Source organism: Prevotella melaninogenica ATCC 25845 (genome assembly GCF_000144405.1).
Lineage (GTDB): Bacteria > Bacteroidota > Bacteroidia > Bacteroidales > Bacteroidaceae > Prevotella > Prevotella melaninogenica.
The window spans coordinates 63,707-86,672 of record NC_014370.1 but is presented as its reverse complement, the minus strand read 5'-3'; the positions used below and the strand labels follow the sequence as shown (position 1 = coordinate 86,672).

Sequence of the window (22,966 nt, the reverse complement as noted above, 5' to 3'; positions counted from 1 at the left end):
ATCCTAATTTTATGTTTTAATAGTTTTGTTATATGCTTGAAGAAAGCAATAAAAAGCCCCTTTAAAAACAGCCTTTTGCTCTTCAATTTTATTTATTTTATTCACAGATGTACCAACAATCGTACGGACATCATTTGGAAATTCTATCCCTTTTACCGACTTTCTTTATTATTCTTCCACGTCAGGAAGGTCCTCTTCTATAACGAGGTTGTCAATAATAAAGTTCTGACGTTCCATCGTGTTCTTACCCATATAATACTCCAAGAGCTTAGCTACCTGGTCATTCTTATGCAAAGTAACCTGTTCCAGACGCATATCTGGACCAATGAAATGGGCAAATTCGTCAGGAGAAATCTCACCAAGACCTTTGAATCGAGTGATTTCTGGGTCTGGACCAAGCTCGTTGATAGCTGCTACACGCTCCTCCTCAGAGTAACAATAACGTGTAATAAAGTCGTTCTTTTTCTCTCCTTTCACACGACGAGCGTCCGCTTCGGCAATCACCTCTTTGTTCTTTATCTTTGTTCGACGGTTACGAACACGGAAAAGCGGTGTCTGAAGGACATATACATGTCCTTTCTTTATCAGCTCTGGGAAGAACTGAAGGAAGAAGGTGATTATCAATAAGCGGATATGCATACCATCGACATCGGCATCCGTTGCCACTATCACCTTGTTATATCTGAGTGAATCGAGTCCGTCTTCAATGTCGAGTGCAGCCTGAAGGAGGTTGAACTCTTCATTCTCATACACTACTTTCTTTGTCAATCCAAAGCAGTTAAGCGGCTTTCCACGCAATGAGAAGACAGCTTGTGTGTTGACATCACGACTCTTAGTAATACTTCCGCTGGCTGAATCTCCCTCTGTTATGAAGATAGAACTCTCCTCCTTTCGATCGTTCTTTACGTCACAATAGTGTACACGACAGTCACGCAATTTACGGTTATGGAGGTTAGCTTTCTTCGCTCTCTCACGTGCTAACTTCGTTACACCAGCCATTGCCTTACGCTCTCGCTCAGTCTCCTTGATTTTATTCTCAAGTATATCGGTAAAGTCTTCTTTATGAATATGAAGGTAGTTGTCAACGTTTGTCTTGATAAAGTCGCCCACATACTTATTGATAGACTCACCATCAGGTGACATCTGTGTGGAACCTAACTTAATCTTTGTTTGTGATTCGAATACTGGCTCTTCAACGTTTATAGCGATAGCGGCCACTAATCCGTTACGAATGTCACCATACTCATACTTGCCGAAGAACTCTTTTATTGTCTTGGCAATATGCTCCTTGAAGGCTGTCTGGTGCGTACCGCCCTGCGTTGTATGCTGACCATTCACGAAGGAGTAGTACTCCTCGCCATATTGATTGGTGTGTGTGAAAGCAATCTCAATATCCTCTCCCTTCATGTGAACAATAGGATACAATGGATCAACAGTCATATTATCAGTCAAAAGGTCCTTCAAACCATGTCGACTAAGTATGCGACGACCATTGTACATGATGGTCAATCCTGTATTCAGGTAGGTATAGTTACGGAGCATCTCCTCCACAATATCATCATGGAAGCTATAATGCTTGAAAAGAGTTGCGTCTGGTTCAAAGTAGATATAGGTACCATTCTCGTCCGCAGACTTCTTTGTTTTGTCGCTTTGGAGGTTACCTTTCTCAAACGATAGTTCACGCACCTTACCGTCGCGGAAACTCTTTACCTCGAAATGAGCACTCAATGCATTAACAGCTTTCACGCCGACACCATTCAAACCAACACTCTTCTTAAATGCTTTAGAGTCATACTTACCACCCGTATTCAGTACAGACACAGCCTCAACAAGCTTTCCCTGTGGAATACCACGCCCATAGTCGCGCACACTAACACGCAGATTATCCTCCACATCAATCTCAATACGGTCACCAGCATTCATCTTAAACTCGTCAATAGAGTTATCAATTACCTCCTTCAAGAGTACATATATACCATCTTCAGGCAACTTTCCATCGCCCAAACGACCAATATACATACCCGGACGGGTACGCACATGCTCCATATCCGATAGGTGTCGGATATTATCGTCGGTGTAAGAAACGGGTGTTGAGGATTGAGGGTTGGTTGCTGTTGATTTATCCATGTGCTGGGTTATTGACTGTGAATGATTGGTTATTGAGGGTTAATTATTAGGTAATAAGGGCTTGACTATTTAATGATATTGAGTGTTCATTAATGAGTTATTAGGTGTTGAAATAGAAGAAACACGTGAAAATATAGAAAGAACACATGTTAAAGCTGTCCATCAACACCCAACACTCATCACCCATCACCCAATAGCTTTTCTATAGCATCTGCGCTTCTTGTGCATAGTTGGGTCTAATGGGCCCCACTGACTCTGTACGCTTTCGTTGGTTTCCATCTCCACGTGCGTTTCACCCCACTTGAAGCCGTACTTCACATAACGTGGAATGAGGTCAGCAAAAACAAGAGAATTAGCTCCCTTAGAACGATACTCTGGTAGGACACCAATAAGGAGAAGGTCTACAACCTCCGTCTTATGGAACTTTATAGCACGTAGCAAATGCCACCATCCGAATGGGAAAAGACGTCCACGGTGACACTTCTGCAAGGCACGTGTTAGTGATGGGATTGTGATAGCAAGACCAACTAACTGGTTATCCTTATTGCCATCCTCTACAACTGTAATGAGGTCGAGGTCGGCAAGTGGGAAGTACATCTTTACATACTGGTCTATCTGGCGTTCACTCAACTCAGAGAAGCCATAGAGATGAGAGTAAGTAACATTGATCAAATCAAAGAGTTTCTTACCATAACCACCCTCAAAGATTTCCTTCTTGGTCAGTTTACGCGCATGGAGATTATATCGTTTCTCCACCATCTCTGCAATCTTTGTGTATTTCTCTGGAGCTGTTTCTGGAACATCAAGACGGTATTCTACATAGTCATTATCCTTCTCCCAGCCACCAAGTTTCTCCATGTGCTTTGGATAATAATCGTAGTTATAGATAGTGGCCATTGTACCGAGCTGATCAAAGCCCCATGTCAACATACCCTCTGGGTCCATATCTGTGAAACCGAGTGGACCAACAACAGAGGTCATGCCCTTCTCTCTACCGTAGTCCTCAACAGCTTTCAACAGAGCTTTTGACACTTCTATATCGTCAATGAAGTCTATCCAACCGAAGCGAACATCCTTCTTGTCCCACTTTTCGTTTGCTTTATTATTGATGATGGCAGCTACACGCCCCACCACCTTTCCCTCCTTCAAGGCGAGAAAATACTCAGCTTCGCAGAAGTCAAAAGCAGCATTCTTGTCTTTTGACAACGTATTCAACTCATCGCTATAGAGGTTTGGGGCATCATATTGATTACCCTCGTAGAGGTCATAATGACACTCGATGAAAGCCTTAAGGTCTTTCTTCGTCTCTACTCTCTTTATCTGAACTGATGACATTTAGAATCTTTTAATTTCGTTATTTTCCTAATCTTAAACGTGCAAAAGTACTAAAAAAAAGGTAGATTGGCAAATTTACGCTCCTTTTTATTGACTATCACTACCCTACTACTCAGTCATAAGGACTCGTGTTAGGCGTCCGCACCATATGTGCTGAGCATCCGCACCATACGTGTCTGACGTCAACAGAAAAGTTGTTCAGCCTTATCAAAGGCTGCAAGATACTATCATTCGACCATTAAAAAAGGCTTCATAATCCCTTTTTCACAAAGAATTATGAAGCCATTTATTATCAATAACTTCGCTTATTATTCTGGATTATTTATCTCACAATAAACTTCTTACCACCACGGATATAGATACCAGGAGCGAGTTGTGCATCAGCTGGCATACGAACACCCTGCAAGTTATAAACAGCCTCATCAGTGGTTGTTACAGTCCATATGGTTCCTATTCCCGCTGTCTTGTCTTCTACATAGAGCATTGGATAGATTCCATTAGCTGAAGCTGGCTTATATGCACCAAATGACTTATATTTGGTATCATACTGAAGTACATGTCCCGTAGAAGATGTGATTGTGAATGTACCATCAGCCTTTGGCTCCAACGTCCACTCTACCGCCTTATCTTTAGTCACAAACTGAACGGTCTTGTACTTATCCTCCTGCCCGAAGTACTTGTCGTTAGCATCCTTGATATAGAAACCTGTTGTTCCCTGCTCCAAAGTAAGAACCGACTGGTCATCAGCAACATTCACCTTCTCATTATTATCAGTGATGCCCTTTGTTGGCAGATATCCATATGGCTTACCCTTCAAAGTAGATACTATAACAAAATTGCTGCCAGTTTTAGCTACAAGAACGTAACGTTTGCCTGCTACTGGGACTGTTGTTGTCTTCACGAAAGTCCCGCCCTGTGGTGTTACCTGCGGATTGTCTGGCGTTACAGGGTCTTCAGGAACAATCACGCTTGTGTATCTTGCATCATCCGAAGCTGTTGTTATAGAGCGATAAGGGTTAAACTCTACATCCATACTATCACCCCATACGTACTCAGCAAGGTTAGGATAGTCGATGAAAAGGTTGCGGTTATTCTGAATCTTGTAGATAGCTTCGTTGCGTTTGATTTCCATCTCATCTACACGGTCATTCTTGCTCCACTGGCGGAAGAGGTCTGATGACCACTTTTTCAGCGTTGGATAAGCACCTGTCTGCAATTGTTTGGCACCTTCTGAAACAAAGCTAAGATTCTGATAGGTAGTAGCCATATACATATAGCTGCGTGAGAATTCGCCCTTGAAACGGTCGCCCGGCTCCCACATCTTTACAAGCTGACCATCAGCATAGCCCATTCCAACCTTGTCATAGCCTGCACCAGCTTCTTCTTTAACGTTGACAACAACGCCCATAACAAAGTTACTCTTTGAGCTATTAGCCTTTGAGTCGGATGGATAAAGGTTATAGAGATCGCACCAAGCATCATTCTTCTCTTTTCCCCACCAGCTCTTTGGGAAAGAATGTTCAATGTTCATACCACCAATAGCTCTACCAGTATTTGTGCTTTCAAAGTAAAACTTCTTGTCACTATAACGATTATAGCACTCGTTTGTCTGCGGATCACGGTCTGAATACCAGAATCCCCACCACGTTCCTTTACCACCTCCGCCGTATGGTAAGACCTTCTTCTTGTCCATCAGCTTGTATAAAGCTGCCTTTAACTGCTCTTTCTTCAGTCCTTGTAACGAAGAAGCGTACTGCGCTAATGTCTTACGATCGATCGCATTAGCCGATGTTGTTACACCAATCAACGCTGTAGCGATGACCATTTTGAAATACCTGTTCATTGTTTTAATAGGTTTTATCGGTAATTATTTATCATATATTTCTATTTAAAAGTCGTTATGCTATTAATCAAACAGTGTCTGACCAGCCACATTCAGCGGACAAAAAACATAGCTTTTGTTACGCAACGAAAAGACTACAAAGTTAGGTAAATTTATTGAGAGTCACAAGTTGGTTTCGCTGTTTTCTTGCAAACGAAAAGCAGGTGATTGCTTTCTGCATCAGTAGTAGCAAAAAGGTAGATATCTCCACCCTCTTTTATCTTCAGCCGTTTGCGCAAATCCGCAACACTCATAGGGAAGTTGCGCACGGAAAGATTAGCTTTGTCTATCCCCGAAAGACTACGTCGTAACTCTTTCTTATTGAACGATGAAACCGCTGTTATCTCAAACTGACGACCTGGGAAATCATTAATAGCCTCCTCAGAGACAAAAAGATGAGAATTAAAACTGAGTGCTGAAAGTGGATAACGGGCAGTAAGCAAAGCAAAACAGCCTGCTTTCATCAATGAAGCATTGGGCTCATAGAGATACTGACCAGCTTTGGGAACAGCCGAAAGAAGTCGCTGTGATACGCTTAAAGCCTCATCAAGAGAATAAGAAACGATGTTATTATCATTCACACAGAAGACCTTCAAGGCTTTTTCCGTAGCCGTCTTGTCATCTTTTTCACCTTTCGTTTTCCGCAATACCAGCAACAATTCCTTACATTCATTGCGTACAGAGACGATATGTACCTCACGAACAACATTGCCCAAGCGATTGAGTTCGTCCACAGCACGATGCCAATCGAGCATTGGCGATAGCTTTATAACAACAGAATCAGCCTTCACTAAGAGTTCTTCTTCCAATGCCAAGACATCGGGTGCACAATCACTTATCAGCACCGTCTTACCTCCTTGTTCATTACGACGCGCAGGATCGAGGAATAACACAGACACATGGTCGAGCTGATGGAGGTAGGCTGTACCGTCGGCATTAACCACTTCAGCATGTGTCAAGCCTAAGGCGTGGAAGTTATGACGTGCCAATTCGCACAAGTTCTCCTGCTGTTCGACATAAATAGCACGTTTAAAGCTGCGTGCTATAAAGGAGAAATCAACGCCAAAGCCGCCTGTTAGGTCGCAGAACGACCCTTCAAAACTGTTCCAAACATGATTTTCTTGCTGCTTTGGAGTAGTTTTTTCTCCAACAGAAGGTCTGCTACAATCGTTATTAAGGTCATAAGAAGCTATGTTCTCCAGCCCTACAAGGCGTGCAACCAATCGTGCCTTATATTCCGCAGTCTGCTCACTTGAACACTGTTCCATCGATAGATGCGGTGGGTAAATGATATCCTCCTTCGCTGCCCACGACGGCAGTTTCGTGCGTGCAGTTTGCCATCCTGCCAACTGGTCGAGCAGGAAGGCCATGTCAATATCGGGGTAGCGGTGGGATTGGAGGGCTAAGACAGAAAGACTACCGAGCAGCCCCTCCCCCTTACCCCTCCCCCAAAGGGAGGGGAGTGAAATGTTATGTTTGCTCAAAACTTCCTGCACATATCGTGGCAAAGGAAATTCCTCTTGCTTAATTTTATCCGTTTTATCCATCTTATCTGCCTATACTTTTATCCTATTAAATACTCCAACTCCTTACCTAAAGAATCTTATATCTTGTTTAAGGATTCTTGCATATAACCTTCTTACCTGTTCACACTACCCTTCCTCATATCTTCTTGCTTTCCATTTAACATCGGGGTATCTCGGTATTCACTCCCCTCCCTTTGGGGGAGGGGCAAGGGGGAGGGGCTACTTGGTAGAGTAAGCGAGCGGTGGTTTTTCTTCCTTTTTTACCTCACCACCCTCAAATTCTGCTTTGCCCAAGCCCTTGTACAAAGGTTGAAGTGCCACCACTCGGTACGTAAAGGCATGAAACCGGCAGCACTCATCACCTCACGAAGGAGTCTGCGGTTAGCTAATGCCTCACGAGAGATAAGACGACGGGCAATGAGGTCATTTTCTTTATCAATATGACTGGCTATCCCCATGTGGTCTACCTTCACACCCATTGGAATCGTATCTATCAAGCAACGTGTGGCACCATCACGCCATGTAGCATCATTCCATGAGGCCTTGCAGATACTGATGTCTACAGCCATCCCATAGTTATGCATACCTCCTCCGTGCGCAGGATTAGACACATAGAAATACTTTGGGGTATCTTTCACTGTATTCCACATCGTCTGCTGTACGCTCATCGGTCGTGTGGCATCGAAGATACAAAGGCTCAAATCAGGACGACGACGCTTCAACTCCGCCTGCGCTTTACGCAATGCTTCTGCACAAGCGGGCAGCACGTAGGCATCACGAAGGTCATGATAGAGTACACGATTACAGAAGTTATCTGTACGAGCATACATCAAAGCCACCTTGATAGAAGGTACAACATGCTTTATATTTACCAACCCCTGCTGCTCCATTGACCGACCAGCAGCCTGCCGACGACTCATCGTTGGTGTCTGTGCGTGCATACTACCAGCAAAGAATATGGCTGCAAATAGCAGATAAAAGACTCGTTTCATTCTTTTTATTCATTACATATTCTACAGCCAGACACGAATAGCAGCTGTAGAAATTATCAATCATTCGTTAATTAAAACACTTAAACCGACCAACGAAAGCTAACAAGGGCAGACACTGTCTTCCTCTCACGCCCTCTCAAGGTTCTGAAAGAAAGCACAGCCTCTGCCCCTGCCTTCTGTAAACACTATCACTGAGTAAGTCAAACATCATATCTACATGACTTAGTCCTTACCTATATAGTGTTTGTATCTTATTAGTTTAATGCAGCCTTCTTCTGCTTAACATAATCGCCAAATACGCGATCTACCTCAGCACGCTGCTCATTGTCGAGTGTATCGTTAGCTTGAATCAATCCACGATAATAGGTTTTGATAGCCTTTGTCAACTTTGCTTTATCTGCAGAGTTCTTCTCAAAGATATTGTCAAGGTCCTTGTAAAGGGCTGGCTTCATCCTATTCATAAAGGCAAGCTTACCTGTTGCAGGAGCCTCAGCTTCAGTAGAAAGACTATCAGATTGCTCTGCTGTATTCACCTTCACTGTATCTTCTGGAGCCGTTTCAGCATCAGAACTAAAGACAGATGACACATCAATCTTACCTACTTGGTCAATCAATGCACCGCCATAGTTATAAAGCAACGCACCGACTCCAATAACAACAGCAATTATCAAGCCTAAGACAACAGTACCTTTACCAATCTTTGGCATACTGAACGAAGAGCCTTCATTGTTCAAATCAGCAAAGAGCTCATCAATATTGCTATAACGATCGCTTCGCTTGAAAGCACAACAACGCTTGATTACCTCGCTGTAAGCTAACGTCAAGCCCATCACTTTCATAATAGTACCGAGCGAATAGATGTCGGCTGTAGCGTCTGCTGTCAACGTCTCGTCCTTCATCTCTGGTGCCATAAAGCGAGTTGTATCAGCTGTAGGCTTAACATCTTCAGGTGAAAGAACACTGAAATCAATGAGTTTTACATAATCACCCTGTGTTGTAACAAGCACATTTGAAGGCTTCAAATTACGATGAATAACCCCTTGCTGATGTGCATAACGCAGTGCATCAGCAATCTGATTGATGATAGCAATCTTCTCATCGTCAGTATGATTTTCCTTGAGATAAGCCTGCAAAGTACGTCCTTCAACATACTCTTCCTCTATACAAAGTCCGTAACCATCAACCTCAACCAACCCTTGATAGCGAATAATACCAGAGTGATTGAGTCGTTGACATTGCTTAAACTCACGCTTCAATGCATTACGAAGCAACACACGCTCACGATATTCTTCCTTTAGAGTCTTCAATACGACTGTCTGGTCGCCCTTGCGACACTTCACAATCATACAATATCCCTGTGATGGAATAACTTTATATTCAGTATAACTGGCCTTTACTGGAGCATCGGCAGTCTGTGCCTGTTCGTTAGTGGAAAGTTTGTTCTCACTCATTGATATTCGTAGGTTTTAATTGTCTTTACGTCTTTTGTGTACAAAAGTAGTAAAAAAAAACGAGATAATACAGATATTCAAGGGTAAAAGAGTAAAAAGGTAAAATGCTGAAGCATAGCTTTGAAAGGGAAAAAGAGTAAAAGAAGAATAAGAGGAAAAGCATTAACCCTATTACTTTCGATACTTTATTCTCGTGTCACCCTGTCTACAAGCCGTTCTACTCCACTTCAAAATGTCTTCTTTATAGGCAACAAAGCATGTCTTATTCTATGCTTAACAATACTCTCACAGCGACAAAACATGTATTTTCAGAACTACTTTCACAAAGAAAATAGGTTCTTACGTTAAACCCAAATCGGTCATTAGACCACAATATGTATAATTTTTATTACTATAGTATTGTTTCCTAACATCTTTTATTTTCTTATCGGCATCTTGTCCGTCTTTGTAACTTGACGTAGCCCGCTACGCCTGCGTAACAAAGCCAAACAATCTGCTCGATAATAAAACAAAATATGTTTAGGCTCTAATGACCGAATTGGGTTAAATAAATAGATTGAAATAGAATAAAGATTTATATACTTGTATGGTATGATTATCCTAAATTAGATGGTCTTACAAAGAGGGATAAAATACAAAACAAGATGCGAATTGATATGATTTCTATCCGTCTTCTACAAACAGCATACTTCCACACTACCGATACTTGTAAATAATTTTCAAACAACTCAAAACCAAGACATGCTCTTTTAGCTCCTAAAAGACGCCTAATTGACTTGCAAAAGGTGCCCTTTTGAAGGCTAACTAACGCCCTTTTGAAGTCCAATTAAGCACCTTTTATTTTACTACTTGATAACTAATTGATTCTCTGTTGATTGCAAACTTTCTTTTTATATGTGTTTTTTTCGTTATTTATAGAGGTTTTACTCGATACAATGTAATTATTTTTCAAATCCTTATCTATTAAATTAGCTGTTATTTATCGCTACAAATAATAAGTATACTCATCAACTTCTAAACTCGCAAACTATCGATCTGTGACTACTGATTAAACGAATTACGTTGCGATAAGGATTCGAGTAATTAGCGTAATTCGTAGTCGGTGAAAGTAAAATCATAAAGTTCAAAGGTCAAACCTCAAAGGTCAAAGGATATAAAAGAGGTTCAAATCATAAAGTATCGCATACTAACTTAACTGGGACATATAAACAAAAATCCCATAACTCATATATCAGAGCTATGGGATTTCCTATGATTGAATAAGCTTGGTAGTAGTCTATAGGGCTACTGCCTGTTGCTTATGATTAATCAGCAAACTTTGCCTTGATGAACTCACGGTTCAAACGAGCGATGTTAGCAATCTTCTCGTTCTTAGGACAAACAGCCTCGCAAGCACGTGTGTTAGTACAGTTACCGAAGCCAACCTCATCCATCTTAGCAACCATTGCCTTAGCACGCTTAGCAGCCTCAGGCTTACCCTGTGGCAAGAGAGCCAACTGGCTTACCTTAGATGAAACGAAGAGCATTGCAGAACCATTCTTACATGCAGCAACACAAGCACCACAACCGATACATGTTGCACAGTCCATAGCCTCATCAGCATTGTCCTTAGAGATAAGAATAGCGTTAGCATCCTGTGCCTGACCGGTACGGATTGTTGTGTAACCACCAGCCTGAATAATCTTATCGAATGCTGTACGGTCTACCATACAGTCCTTGATTACTGGAAAACCAGCTGAACGCCATGGCTCAACAGTGATAACATCACCATCGTTGAAACGGCGCATATAAAGCTGACAGGTTGTTGCACCGCGTTCAGTCTTACCGTGTGGAGTACCGTTGATATAGAGTGAACACATACCGCAGATACCTTCGCGGCAGTCGTGGTCGAAGACGAATGGTTCATCACCAGCAGCAATCAACTCCTCATTAAGGATGTCAAGCATCTCAAGGAATGAGGTGTCATCTGGGATATTCTTCATCTCATGTGTATCGAAATGACCCTGATCCTGTGGACCATTCTGCTTCCAATACTTAATTGTGAATGATATATTCTTTGCCATTTTAGTTCTTGTAATTACGTGTTTGTACCTTGATTGCCTCATACTCGAGAGGTTCCTTGATGAGTTCTGGGGTCTTGGTGTCATCGCCCTGATACTCCCAGCAGCCAACATAGAAGAAGTTCTCGTCGTCACGCTTAGCCTCACCTTCCTCAGTCTGGTGCTCCTCACGGAAGTGACCACCACAACTCTCCTCACGATGCAATGCATCATAAGCTACGAGCTCACCCATAAGGATGAAGTCACGGAGGTGAATTGCCTTGTCAAGCTCAACATTCAAGCCTTCCTTCTTACCAGGAATAAAGAGGTTAGAGTTGAACTCCTCACGAAGAGCCTTCAACTGCTTAAGACCTTCCTCAAGACCTTCCTTGGTACGACCCATACCTACATACTCCCACATAATGTGACCGAGTTCCTTGTGGAGTGAGTCAACAGAACGCTTACCCTGGATACCCATCAAACGATCTGTCTCAGCCATAACAGCCTTCTCAGCCTCATCAAACTCAGGACGGTCGATTGGAACCTTTGCCCAGAGTGCCTGATCAGCAAGGTAGTTCTGAATAGTATATGGCAATACGAAGTAACCATCAGCAAGACCCTGCATCAAAGCAGAAGCACCAAGACGGTTAGCACCATGGTCAGAGAAGTTACACTCACCAATAGCAAACAGACCTGGAACGGTTGTCATCAGCTCATAGTCAACCCAGATACCACCCATTGTGTAGTGGATAGCAGGGAAGATCATCATTGGATTATAGTACTTCACGCCGTTAATCTCATTAGCGAGTTCGCCTGGATTAACGTCTGTAATCTCCTCATACATATCGAAGAGGTTACCATAACGCTGAAGAATTGTATCGATACCAAGGCGGTTGATAGACTCAGAGAAGTCGAGGAACACAGCAAGACCAGTGTTGTTAACACCGAAACCATGGTCGCAACGCTCCTTAGCAGCACGTGATGCAACGTCACGAGGTACGAGGTTACCGAATGCTGGGTAACGACGCTCCAAGTAGTAGTCGCGATCTTCCTCTGGAATATCAGATCCCTTCTTCGTTCCTGCCTGCAATGCCTTAGCATCTTCGAGCTTCTTAGGAACCCAGATACGGCCATCATTACGCAGAGACTCTGACATAAGGGTCAGCTTAGACTGCTTATCACCGTGTACAGGGATACAAGTTGGGTGAATCTGAACGTAAGATGGGTTAGCCATATAAGCACCCTTACGGTAGCACTGGATAGCAGCTGTACAGTTACAACCCATAGCGTTGGTTGAAAGGAAGTATGCGTTACCATAACCACCAGTAGCGATAACAACAGCATTAGCTGTGAAACGCTCCAACTTACCAGTCACAAGGTTCTTAGCAATGATACCACGAGCGTGACCGTCAACGATAACTACGTCCTCCATCTCATAACGAGTATAGAGCTTTACCTTACCTGTAGCAACCTGTGCACTCAATGAAGAGTAAGCACCGAGCAACAACTGCTGACCGGTCTGACCCTTTGCATAGAAAGTACGGCTTACCTGTGCACCACCGAAAGAACGGTTAGCAAGCATACCACCATACTCACGAGCGAATGGAACTCCCTGTGCAACGCACTGGTCGATAATGTCGTTTGACACCTCAGCCAAACGATAAACGTTAGCTTCACGAGCACGATAGTCACCACCCTTTACAGTATCGTAGAAAAGACGGTAAACTGAGTCACCATCATTCTGATAGTTCTTTGCAGCATTGATACCACCCTGTGCAGCGATAGAGTGTGCACGACGTGGTGAGTCTTGGATGCAGAAGTTATATACGTTGAAGCCCATCTCACCGAGAGAAGCGGCAGCACTGGCACCAGCCAGACCTGTACCAACAACGATAACATCCAGTTTCAGTTTATTCTTTGGGTTAACCAAACGCTGATGTGCCTTGTAGTTAGTCCACTTCTCGGCTACAGGACCTGCTGGTATTTTGGAATCTAATATCTTTGTCATGATTGTTTTTGAATTAAATTTTCAACTTAGATACTTAAATTATGCAGCACAGCAAAGGCTTGGTGCACAATGGAAAGCAAATGCAAGAACTACAATGAGGAAGCCAAGCATCAACAGAGTAACATAGATGTTACCAATGGTCTTCCAACGGTTGAACCATACTTTACCATTGATACCAACTGTCTGCATAGCACTCCAGAAACCGTGAGAGAGGTGGAACCACAATGCAGCAATCCAGATTACATAAAGAACTACGTACACAGGCTTAGAGAAAGTGTACTGAATGTAAGAAAAACCATCAGCTGGGTGGAAAGGTACATCGATATGTGTGAGCTCTGCAAACATCATGTTGTACCAGAAGTTAAAGAAGTGAAGTCCAAGACCAAGCAACACAATAATACCGAGAACAAGCATGTTCTGGCTTGCCCACTCTACAGTTGCAGGCTTCTCTGTAACAGCATAACGATTGTCACCACGTGCACGGCGGTTTTGCGCTGTAAGAATGAACGCATAAACGATGTGACAAACTGCCAATGCGCCAAGACCAGCAGTAGCTGCTACTGCATACCAGTTGGCACCCAACAGCTCACAAATCATGTTGTATGCCTCTCCTGAGAAGAGCGCAACAAGATTCATACAGCAGTGGAACGTCATGAATAGGATCAGGGCCATGCCAGTAACTGACATAATCACCTTTCTACCAATAGATGAATTGATTAACCACATAAATGTTTTGATTTTAAATATTTAAATTGTTAGAATTATTATTCCTAAATGAATGTAGCGAGAAGACTGTATTCAGCCTCCCACTCATAATTATTGTTCATTAAATTAGATACCAAGATGTTGGTATGCGTACATACATAATGCGATGCAAAAATACTATATTTTAATGATTTATCAAAGTATTTTAAACAAAATGTATAGTATTTAGACTTAAAATAAGGAGGCTTTGCCTATCCTAATAAATGAGGATAGTTTTAGAAGACGCACAAACCTCGAAAGTTAAACAAAAACTTTCGGTGTTGTATAGTTATTTTAATTCATCAGTGAAGTGGAGCAAAAAGATTAGTAATGGCTGATAAACCCTTCCCATATTAGTGATTTATTAGCATATTACTATGTGTTATTAAGACCCTTTCTTCCCGTCCTTAGCCGATGTGTTAGTACTCAGCACATGCCGTGCGATTGGTAAGCACCAATGGTGCGGAGCGTTAGCACCAATGGTGCGGAGGGCTAAATATCTTGCTGTATGTTAGAGAAGTGGAGACAACTTGTTGTTAGAAAGTACCGAAAACGAAGTCAACCTATCTAAAATCTATCCAACGTTTGTTTATTTAAAAACTATTATCTACATTTGCAGCAATATCAATGCTACTTTACAAGAACAGCAACAAAACAGCTACTATTCGCAAACAAAAACAACGAAAAACATTTATTGAATTCAAACATTCACAGAATTCTAATGAAAGAATGTATCAACATTAAAGAATTAAGCAATGAAAAAGATTATTTTAAGCTTATTACTTGTATTGTCCTGCATAGCTACCAACGCACAAGATAACAATCTGGATTACATGAGCAGACCAGCTTTTTTGAATTCAATGTTCAACAAATGTGGAACCAAAAAGCGTCTACCTATGAACGCTTATGCCAACCTCCATATCGTTGTGGGTAAGACAATAGTAGTCAAGGGGAAAGCCTCAAAATCACACTTCACTATTGAACCTGACGAAGATGACGTGTGCGACAAATCCTATAAGGTTTACAACGCTCATTTTAACGGCGTAAGCGTACAATACAGTACCTATGCTTATGCAGACGTATTATATCTGACTATCAATAAAGAAGATTATCATATAAACGATTATGATGGTGCATGTGATTCGCATATCAAAAACTTAAGGCATCAATATAAGAAGACTAAGACCGGAGAAATCCTAACGTTGACTTGCACCAAAGACATTCCTTTGTTTAGTGACAATTCCAATCGAAGGGTTATCTTGAAGAAAGGTTCAGCGTTAACCTTTAACGTAAAGAAATAAATTCGGGCTTATTCACCTCATTTCTTAGATTATCATTCACTCGAACCTATTACAAACAATAGGGACAGACGCCATCGTCTGTCCCTATTTCTATTTATTTGTTGTCTTTTAACAAGCAACTTGTCTACTTGTAGACTCGTCAACCAATGTCTTACTTCTTTGGAATAATCTCGAACACTTCTGCCTTGCCAATCAACTCCATACGTGTTACTTTCTTTGCCACATCAACAGTGAAGAAAGGCTCATTAGAAGTGAATTCAGCCTTCAGCTTGTTGCGCTTATCATACTGGCAAACGCGAACAGAACCACCCTCTGGCAATGAAAGCATGAAGGTGTAAGAAGTCATACCACTTGGTACCTCGAACGAAACAGCACCTGTATTCTTGAAAGATGTACCAGGCTGATGATCGAACGCAAGAAGAACATCGCTTGATCCAGCCTTAGAATTCTCAAACTCAAGCGAAGCTGCACCAGCAGGTACCACTACGAACGAACGAATAGAAGCCCAGTTCTTACGGTCTGAGTCGAGACGACGCAAGCGAATATAACGTGCTTGCACTGGATCGCCCTGCCAAAGGATATCATACTGGTTCTTCATATCGCCCAACATGGTATTCCATGTCTTGCCGTCAACAGAATACTCAAGTGCTGCATGGTCATAGAAGTCGCAATCATCAGTAGAGTTACGACCCTGAAGGATATGCACCTCACGTACTGCCATTGGTTCAGGGAGGGCTACACCCATCCAGTCACCAGCCTTCTGAGCCTCACCAGAGGTGTAATGTGTTATGCTATCGCCATCGAACATCAAACCAGCTTGGGTAGTCTTAAGATTCTTATAAGAACCGATACCACGTAGTGTGAATGCCTTTTCACCTGAAAGCTTCTCATAGAAGGCATCACCAAGGTCGTCCATTGCGAAGTCGTAGAATGGCTGCAACTTCATAGTTCCCGACTTATGAGCCTCGTAAGCTTTCTTATCTTCTGCAGACATACGGCTCTTAACATACTTACTCCAGAACTTCAAGTTGTCACCACTACGATAGAGGTCCATCAATTCAATAGCGCTCTTACCACGCTCACCTACCTTACCAAACTCAACAAGCCATGGTTTCAACTCCTTGATGAGCTGCTCGTTGGTACAACCAGCCTCAAACTCAGCAGGTACCTTAGCCACACGTACAAACTCCTCGTAGAGTTTATCACGCTTCTGCTGTGTGTAATCAGCAAGACGGAAGGTCTCAGTCTCCCAAGACTCGTCACGACGATAACCTGTTTCAGTATCAGCAGAATGGATGGCGAAGGTGCGATAAGCCTCCTTTGCACGTGGCATCATTACCTCCAAGCCACGCTCCCAGCTGTCGATTGGGTTATAAACAGATGGATTCCATGTATAATCAGCTACACTATAGAGAGAGAGTTTTGAAGCTTCTCCATGCTCCATTGGGTTGCTGACGAGTCCACACATATCCTTATCGGTGAGTGAAGTGTCTAAACCATAAACAGGACCCTGCAATACAAGGTTGCGAACATAGTCTGTTACGGCATAGTTCCACCAGAAGAAAGCAGGACGCTTGATGCGACTATCCACCCAATCGAGTGTACTCTTTGTCACATCGCTACAAACAACATCGCCTGTCCAGAACACACGAACAGAAGGGTCGAGGGTCTTACCATAGATGCTCAAAGGCCCATTCTCATCTGCCTTTGCCCACAACTTAGAATAGTCTGTAGGACAAATAATCAGCGGAGCAACGTCGCCCTTCGCCTTTACAAACTCCTTTGTCAAACGATTCAACAGCTCAACTTGTCGGTTAGGGTTGGTTCCCTCGCCTGAAATATCATCAAAGAAGATAGCAAATGACTTCACACCAGCTTGATACATGAGGTCAAGTTTGTGCATAAGATTCTGATAGTCTTCCTCATTCCATTTGATATCCTTACCTGGATGAATAGCCCAAACGAAGTCTACACGGTTCTTCTTGCAGGCTGCAACAAGTTCCTTGATGTCCTTCATCTCATTCTCTGGATAAGGCAGACGCCAGTTAGGAGAACTGTGATAAGGGTCATCCTTTGGTCCATAGATATAAGTATTCATCTTGTACTTACCGTAGAAGTCAATCAATGACAGGCGTACTGCGTGCGACCATGGTGTACCATAGAAACCCTCCACAACACCACGATAGGCAAATACTGGTGCATCGCCGATTTCCAAACAAGGAAGTTTCTTACCGCCTTCTACGGATGGGTTCTCCATAATCTGGCGCAAAGTCTGTATACCATAGAATACTCCTAAGTCATAAGCAGCCAGAAGTGTGATTCCCTTCTTAGTAATTTTCAGTGTGTAGGCACCGTCAGTAGTAGCATCACTCTGACCGATCTTATCCAGAACCACTGGTATCTTTACTAATTGTATCTTCATTGGAAGACCCTTATCAGCACGAGAAAGGAAGTTAAGGTCAGTCCAATAGTCCCAACTCTGCTTACGAGCAGGCTGCGGTTGGTCAAGTTTAACACCACCACTGATGTCTACTGTTCCCTCGCCTGTCAGTTTCACGTAACGTGGTGTAGGATTAATAACGAGTCCCTGATGGTCAATCTTCTTACCAGGAACAGGATTAACTAACTGCACTTCCGAACGCTGACTGCCTAAATCGAAGTCATTATCCTGTGCATGAGCTGCCGTAAGGGCACACATACCCAATACGAAGGTCACTAAAAGTTTCTTTTGTTTCATGTAGGTTTTTAATATTTGGCATCCGACCTGCCATATACTTCCGCATAAGACAAGTCGATTATAAAATAGTAATATGATTGCTTCCCTTTCTAAGGAAAAGGAATTCTACTTGCAAAGATAAGGAATTAAAATGAATTTCACCCATCAACTGATAGCAAAAAGCAAGGAATAGGGATTTCTTTAACTAAGGTATGGATTTCTAATTATAGTCTTTCCTAACTGCTCTTTGTCTTTTTCATTACCTAAATATAGCCCTCCATTACGCATAAAACAACTTTATTAATGGTAAGACTATAATCATCCATGTGGCTTACTCACGCTTCATCTTTGGCAAATAGACGGCTATAATACCTAACAATGGGAGCAATGTGCTTACCTTAAAGACGAAGAGAATACTCGTCTGATCGGCTAACCAACCAAAGAAGGTACTTCCAAGACCACCAAGACCAAATGAAAGTCCATAGAAGATACCGGCTATTGTACCTACATGATTAGGCATAAGGTCGGTTGCATAAACCAATATTGCTGAAAAGGCTGATGCTATAATGAGTCCGATGATGGCTGATAAAATGATTGTTCCAGCAAGACTACCTACGTATGGGAGCATGATTGTAAATGGCGCTGCCCCAAAGATAGAGAACCATATCACGTATTTACGTCCGTAGCGATCGCCTATCCAGCCTCCAAGAAGGGTTCCAACAACTTCTGCTGCTAAGAAAACAAATAGGCAGAGTTGGGATGTTTGAATAGATACCCCGAACTTCTCTATCAGAAAGAAAGTAAAATAGCTGACCATACTCTCTGTATAAAAGTTCTTGGAGAACATCAATACGAAGAGGATAAACACAAAACCATAAATCTGATTACGTGTATATGTTTTCGCTGTTGTCCATCGTGCCCTACTGCGTTTACGAACGACCTTTAATTGTTTTACATGCCATTTTCCTATATAAATCAGTATGACGGCTAAAAGAAGGGCTATAAACGCAAACCAGCGTACACCACTCAAGCCGACTGGTATCACTATCAGGGCTGCAAACAATGGTCCTGCTGCAAAGCCACCATTGCCTCCTACCTGGAAAATACTCTGTGCTAAACCATTGCGTCCACCAGAGGCTTGCTGTGCCACTTGCGAACCTTGCGGATGGAATATAGAAGAGCCTAAGCCGAACAATGATACAGATAATAAGATGACGAGGAAACTATCGGCATACGAAAGCATAAAGATTCCTATAAGCGTGAACACCATACTCACAGGCAATTGCCACCAACCATGATGCTTATCGGCATAGAGTCCTACAAAAGGTTGGATGATGGAAGAGGTTAGCTGTAGTACTAACGTTATGATTCCAACTTGAAAGAAGGATAATCCAAACTCATCTTTCAACATCGGGTAAATTGCTGGGAGCATCGAATGCATTGTGTCATCTAAGAGGTGACAAAAACTTATCGTGAGCAGAATGCCTAAGGCTGTACGTTCTTCGTTTCCTTCTTCTATCGTATTATTTAGCTTCATATGTTGATTATTATCTCCGAACATGCAAAGGTACATATTATCTTTATAAACAAAGAATGCAAACCTGTATAACTATGAAGCATCAACTGCTTTTTACAAGTTGAATTTCATCCATCGAAACGAGCCTCTCTTTATAGGGTGCGGAGCCTCCGCACCACACGTGCGAGGCGTTAGCACATCATGTGCGGAGTATCAGTACGACAATAGAAAGGGGTGGAATGAGTAGCTATCAGTCGTAAAAAAGATAGCAAAACGCCATTGATTTTCACAGATAAGGAAGACTTTAACCATAAAATACGCATTTTCAAACGATTAATGCGTATCTTTGTAGCTGATATAACATTCCCCTATAGAAAGATGAGGGTAAAAAGATAAGATTACGAATAGGGGACTGTAATCCACATTAAAACAAACAACAACATTATTAGAAAGAAAGAAGACTATGATAGCCTATCTTAGAAGTGGTTTAAAAAGAACTTTATGTTTATCTCTCCTTACGTTCGTCTCTGCACATTCAATGGCACAAGACACTGATGATTTCTCTCCAGATGCCCCTGTGCTACGACTGGTGTCGGGATCATGAAACCAGGAAAGAATGATTGGGAAACTGGTATCGTACTTGAATGGGACAGAAGAAACGGTGGACACGCACGTACTTTCACTATCAACACATCTTTGTTTCGTCTTGGACTGACTCCACAAGCGGAGGTAAGACTACAGATACACGAATGTATAACCCATACACCTGAAGGGAATTTTGGGGCATTGCGAATGCCGCTATTGGTACGAAAATCAAGGTTTATGAGGGCGGAAAGGTGTTTCCAAAGGTTTCCTTTATGGGTACAATACTCATTCCTGGTGGTAGTAACGCACACTATCTGCCCAAGAATTTGGGCATTCAAGCCCACCTCCTGTTCGAAAATGAGCTGAGTAGTAAGTTCACCTTAGGCTATGATTTGGGAGCTGAATGGGATGGTGACACAGAGAGTCCTGACCTTTTCTTTGGTGCTAACCTCACGTATCAGCCTACTGACAAGTGGAGCTTCTTCGTAGAAAGCTATAACCGATACAACTCAAAGCGACAGGACGACTGGGCAAAACCAGGACATGACAGCCACTTCAACTTTATGAGTGAAGTCGGAATGGATTATAAGGTTTCACCACGACTGCACCTAAACACTTACTACGACATATCTTTCAACGAGTTCTCACGATATAGTAACATTGGGTTGGGCATCACTTGGCTACTAAACTAAGAGAAAAGGGAAATTAAGAGAGGAACTTTTCTTTCTATTATATAGGTATAATTCGATTTTATTTCTTAATTTTGTGTCGGTATAAATTAGGGGTATTATGCCCCTATACTTTTGTAAAAAGACGATGAAATTCAAGTATGATGTACTTGTTATCGGTGGTGGACACGCTGGTTGTGAGGCTGCTACAGCAGCTGCCAACTTGGGTGCGAACACTTGTTTGGTAACAATGGATATGAATAAAATCGGTCAGATGAGCTGTAATCCTGCCGTCGGAGGTATAGCCAAAGGTCAGATAGTCAGAGAGGTAGACGCTCTTGGAGGCTATATGGGACTGGTAACCGATGCTACAGCGATTCAGTTTCGTATGCTGAACCGATCAAAGGGACCTGCTGTTTGGAGTCCACGAGCACAGTGTGACCGTGGTAAATTTATCTGGGAATGGCGCACAATACTCGACCATACGGACAATCTCGACATCTTTCAGGATCAAGCCGACGAGCTGTTGGTAGAGAATGGTAAGGTGTTGGGTATCAAAACGATATGGGGTATTGATATCTATGCACGTACAGTGATTATCACTGCGGGAACCTTCCTTAACGGACTGATGCATATCGGTAAGCGAAAGGTGGAGGGTGGACGATGTGCAGAGCCTGCTGTTCACAACTTTACAGAGAGCATCACGCGCCATGGGATTCGTGCTGATCGCATGAAGACGGGTACCCCTGTGCGCATTGACCGCCGTTCGGTACACTTTGATGAGATGGAACCACAACCGGGAGAAACCGACTATCATCAGTTCTCTTTCTATGGTCCGCATCGTCATCTACCACAGTTGCCTTGCTGGACGTGTAACACGAACGAGGAAGCACATGAGGTTTTGAGACGTGGAGTGGCTGACTCTCCCCTATTCAATGGGCAGATTCAGAGTACAGGACCACGCTATTGTCCTTCGATTGAGACGAAACTCGTCACCTTCCCTGACAAGAGTAGCCATCCTCTCTTCCTCGAACCAGAGGGCGTTGATACGAATGAGATGTATCTGAATGGCTTTTCTTCAAGTATGCCTTGGGAGGTACAGTTGGATGCTATACATAAGATTCCTGCGCTGCGTGACGCTAAAATCTATCGTCCTGGCTATGCTATCGAGTATGATTACTTTGATCCAACACAGCTAAAACAGTCTTTGGAGTCGAAAGTAATCGAAGGTTTGTTCTTTGCTGGGCAGGTGAACGGTACGACAGGATACGAGGAAGCTGGCGGACAAGGCTTAGTGGCGGGTATCAATGCTGCCCTACTCTGCGCAGGTAAGGATCCTTTCGTGATGAATAGAGACGAGAGTTATATCGGTGTGTTGATTGATGACCTTACTACAAAGGGCGTTGATGAACCTTATCGTATGTTTACTTCGCGTGCAGAATACCGTATTCTCTTACGCCAAGACGATGCAGATGCGCGACTGACGGAGCGTGCTTATAATATAGGTATAGCTAAACAGGACCGTTATGACTGGTGGATGCAAAAGAAGGAGCATATCAATCGTATTCTTGACTTCTGTAACAACACTTCTGTTAAGCCTGAAGTTGTAAACGGTTTCTTGGAGCATTTGGGTACTTCTCCTATCAAGGGAGCAACGAAGATAGTAGACCTTGTTGCACGTCCACAGGTCAACTTTGAGAACCTTTCGGCTGTAATTCCAAGCCTTAAAGAGGCTATCGAGGCTTCGCCCAACCGTAAAGAAGAGATTGCTGAGGCTGCTGAAATCAAGCTAAAGTACAAAGGCTATATCGATCGTGAGCGTGTATTTGCTGAGAAAATGCGACGTCTTGAAGACATTAAAATCAAAGGACACTTCAAGTATAGTGAACTACACGACCTCTCGACAGAGTGCCGACAGAAGTTAGAACAGATTCAACCGGAGACGCTCGCACAAGCAAGTCGTATTCCAGGAGTGAGCCCAAGCGACATTAATGTACTGCTTGTCCTCATGGGAAGATAACTTTCTTTGGACAAATAAGTCCTAACACGTGGATGAAAGGAACACCCCTAAAGGTT

General features: G+C 42.8%; 14 protein-coding genes. 3 read left to right on the top strand and 11 right to left on the bottom strand.

From position 1 onward, the window contains the following. Window positions 1-168: 168 nt before the first annotated feature. The 9 genes from HMPREF0659_RS00285 to HMPREF0659_RS00245 all read right to left on the bottom strand — a co-directional run bounded on the left by HMPREF0659_RS00285 (window position 169) and on the right by HMPREF0659_RS00245 (window position 14,086). Window positions 169-2,127 carry a DNA topoisomerase IV subunit B gene (locus tag HMPREF0659_RS00285; protein ID WP_013264180.1) on the bottom strand — a complete coding sequence of 653 codons (1,959 nt, stop codon included), beginning with the start codon at window positions 2,125-2,127 and terminating at the stop codon, window positions 169-171. Window positions 2,128-2,313: 186 nt separating this feature from the next. After that, on the bottom strand, window positions 2,314-3,462 hold the full coding sequence (locus tag HMPREF0659_RS00280) for a hypothetical protein (RefSeq protein WP_013264094.1): 1,149 nt from the start codon (window positions 3,460-3,462) through the stop codon (window positions 2,314-2,316). A 322-nt stretch (window positions 3,463-3,784) separates the two neighbouring features. Beyond that, window positions 3,785-5,305, bottom strand: coding sequence for an endonuclease I family protein (locus HMPREF0659_RS00275; RefSeq protein WP_108235540.1), 1,521 nt, complete (start codon window positions 5,303-5,305; stop codon window positions 3,785-3,787). 152 nt (window positions 5,306-5,457) lie between these two features. Further along, a complete protein-coding gene (locus HMPREF0659_RS00270; protein ID WP_013264687.1) occupies window positions 5,458-6,891 on the bottom strand; it encodes a THUMP-like domain-containing protein in 1,434 nt (477 codons plus the stop codon). A gap of 239 nt (window positions 6,892-7,130) precedes the next feature. After that, on the bottom strand, window positions 7,131-7,862 hold the full coding sequence (locus HMPREF0659_RS00265; RefSeq protein WP_013264996.1) for a M15 family metallopeptidase: 732 nt from the start codon (window positions 7,860-7,862) through the stop codon (window positions 7,131-7,133). A gap of 254 nt (window positions 7,863-8,116) precedes the next feature. Beyond that, window positions 8,117-9,313, bottom strand: coding sequence for a serine/threonine protein kinase (locus HMPREF0659_RS00260; protein WP_013263877.1), 1,197 nt, complete (start codon window positions 9,311-9,313; stop codon window positions 8,117-8,119). 1,304 nt (window positions 9,314-10,617) lie between these two features. Next, entirely contained in the window at window positions 10,618-11,376 is a 759-nt protein-coding gene (locus tag HMPREF0659_RS00255; protein WP_013264811.1) for a succinate dehydrogenase/fumarate reductase iron-sulfur subunit, read from the bottom strand. A gap of 1 nt (window position 11,377) precedes the next feature. Next, window positions 11,378-13,360 carry a fumarate reductase/succinate dehydrogenase flavoprotein subunit gene (locus tag HMPREF0659_RS00250; protein ID WP_013263945.1) on the bottom strand — a complete coding sequence of 661 codons (1,983 nt, stop codon included), beginning with the start codon at window positions 13,358-13,360 and terminating at the stop codon, window positions 11,378-11,380. Between the two features lie 39 nt (window positions 13,361-13,399). After that, window positions 13,400-14,086 carry a succinate dehydrogenase/fumarate reductase cytochrome b subunit gene (locus HMPREF0659_RS00245; RefSeq protein ID WP_013264540.1) on the bottom strand — a complete coding sequence of 229 codons (687 nt, stop codon included), beginning with the start codon at window positions 14,084-14,086 and terminating at the stop codon, window positions 13,400-13,402. Between the two features lie 773 nt (window positions 14,087-14,859). Here HMPREF0659_RS00245 and HMPREF0659_RS00240 point away from each other — a divergent pair. Further along, window positions 14,860-15,405, top strand: coding sequence for a hypothetical protein (locus tag HMPREF0659_RS00240; protein ID WP_226893180.1), 546 nt, complete (start codon window positions 14,860-14,862; stop codon window positions 15,403-15,405). Between the two features lie 151 nt (window positions 15,406-15,556). Here HMPREF0659_RS00240 and HMPREF0659_RS00235 read toward each other — a convergent pair whose 3' ends face one another. Together HMPREF0659_RS00235 and HMPREF0659_RS00230 are read right to left on the bottom strand one after the other, a co-directional pair. Further along, a complete protein-coding gene (locus HMPREF0659_RS00235; protein WP_013264134.1) occupies window positions 15,557-18,142 on the bottom strand; it encodes a beta-N-acetylglucosaminidase domain-containing protein in 2,586 nt (861 codons plus the stop codon). A gap of 310 nt (window positions 18,143-18,452) precedes the next feature. Beyond that, on the bottom strand, window positions 18,453-19,682 hold the full coding sequence (locus tag HMPREF0659_RS00230; RefSeq protein WP_394330197.1) for an MFS transporter: 1,230 nt from the start codon (window positions 19,680-19,682) through the stop codon (window positions 18,453-18,455). A 791-nt stretch (window positions 19,683-20,473) separates the two neighbouring features. Between HMPREF0659_RS00230 and HMPREF0659_RS12840 the strand changes: the two genes are divergently transcribed. Continuing rightward, entirely contained in the window at window positions 20,474-20,914 is a 441-nt protein-coding gene (locus HMPREF0659_RS12840) for a transporter (protein ID WP_233419245.1), read from the top strand. Window positions 20,915-21,038: 124 nt separating this feature from the next. Then, on the top strand, window positions 21,039-22,910 hold the full coding sequence (gene mnmG / locus HMPREF0659_RS00220; RefSeq protein ID WP_013264449.1) for a tRNA uridine-5-carboxymethylaminomethyl(34) synthesis enzyme MnmG: 1,872 nt from the start codon (window positions 21,039-21,041) through the stop codon (window positions 22,908-22,910). The last annotated feature ends 56 nt before the right edge of the window (window positions 22,911-22,966 follow it).

Excerpts from the sequence above, each read along its gene's own strand:
- HMPREF0659_RS00270 (WP_013264687.1), bottom strand. The coding sequence starts at position 6,891 with ATGGATAAAACGGATAAAATTAAGCAAGAGGAATTTCCTTTGCCACGA.
- HMPREF0659_RS00255 (WP_013264811.1), bottom strand. The coding sequence starts at position 11,376 with ATGGCAAAGAATATATCATTCACAATTAAGTATTGGAAGCAGAATGGT.
- HMPREF0659_RS00240 (WP_226893180.1), top strand. The coding sequence starts at position 14,860 with ATGAAAAAGATTATTTTAAGCTTATTACTTGTATTGTCCTGCATAGCT.
- HMPREF0659_RS00285 (WP_013264180.1), bottom strand. The coding sequence starts at position 2,127 with ATGGATAAATCAACAGCAACCAACCCTCAATCCTCAACACCCGTTTCT.
- HMPREF0659_RS00265 (WP_013264996.1), bottom strand. The coding sequence starts at position 7,862 with ATGAAACGAGTCTTTTATCTGCTATTTGCAGCCATATTCTTTGCTGGT.
- HMPREF0659_RS00235 (WP_013264134.1), bottom strand. The coding sequence starts at position 18,142 with ATGAAACAAAAGAAACTTTTAGTGACCTTCGTATTGGGTATGTGTGCC.
- HMPREF0659_RS00275 (WP_108235540.1), bottom strand. The coding sequence starts at position 5,305 with ATGAACAGGTATTTCAAAATGGTCATCGCTACAGCGTTGATTGGTGTA.
- HMPREF0659_RS00250 (WP_013263945.1), bottom strand. The coding sequence starts at position 13,360 with ATGACAAAGATATTAGATTCCAAAATACCAGCAGGTCCTGTAGCCGAG.
- HMPREF0659_RS00260 (WP_013263877.1), bottom strand. The coding sequence starts at position 9,313 with ATGAGTGAGAACAAACTTTCCACTAACGAACAGGCACAGACTGCCGAT.
- HMPREF0659_RS00245 (WP_013264540.1), bottom strand. The coding sequence starts at position 14,086 with ATGTGGTTAATCAATTCATCTATTGGTAGAAAGGTGATTATGTCAGTT.
- mnmG (WP_013264449.1), top strand. The coding sequence starts at position 21,039 with ATGAAATTCAAGTATGATGTACTTGTTATCGGTGGTGGACACGCTGGT.
- HMPREF0659_RS00280 (WP_013264094.1), bottom strand. The coding sequence starts at position 3,462 with ATGTCATCAGTTCAGATAAAGAGAGTAGAGACGAAGAAAGACCTTAAG.
- HMPREF0659_RS00230 (WP_394330197.1), bottom strand. The coding sequence starts at position 19,682 with ATGTTCGGAGATAATAATCAACATATGAAGCTAAATAATACGATAGAA.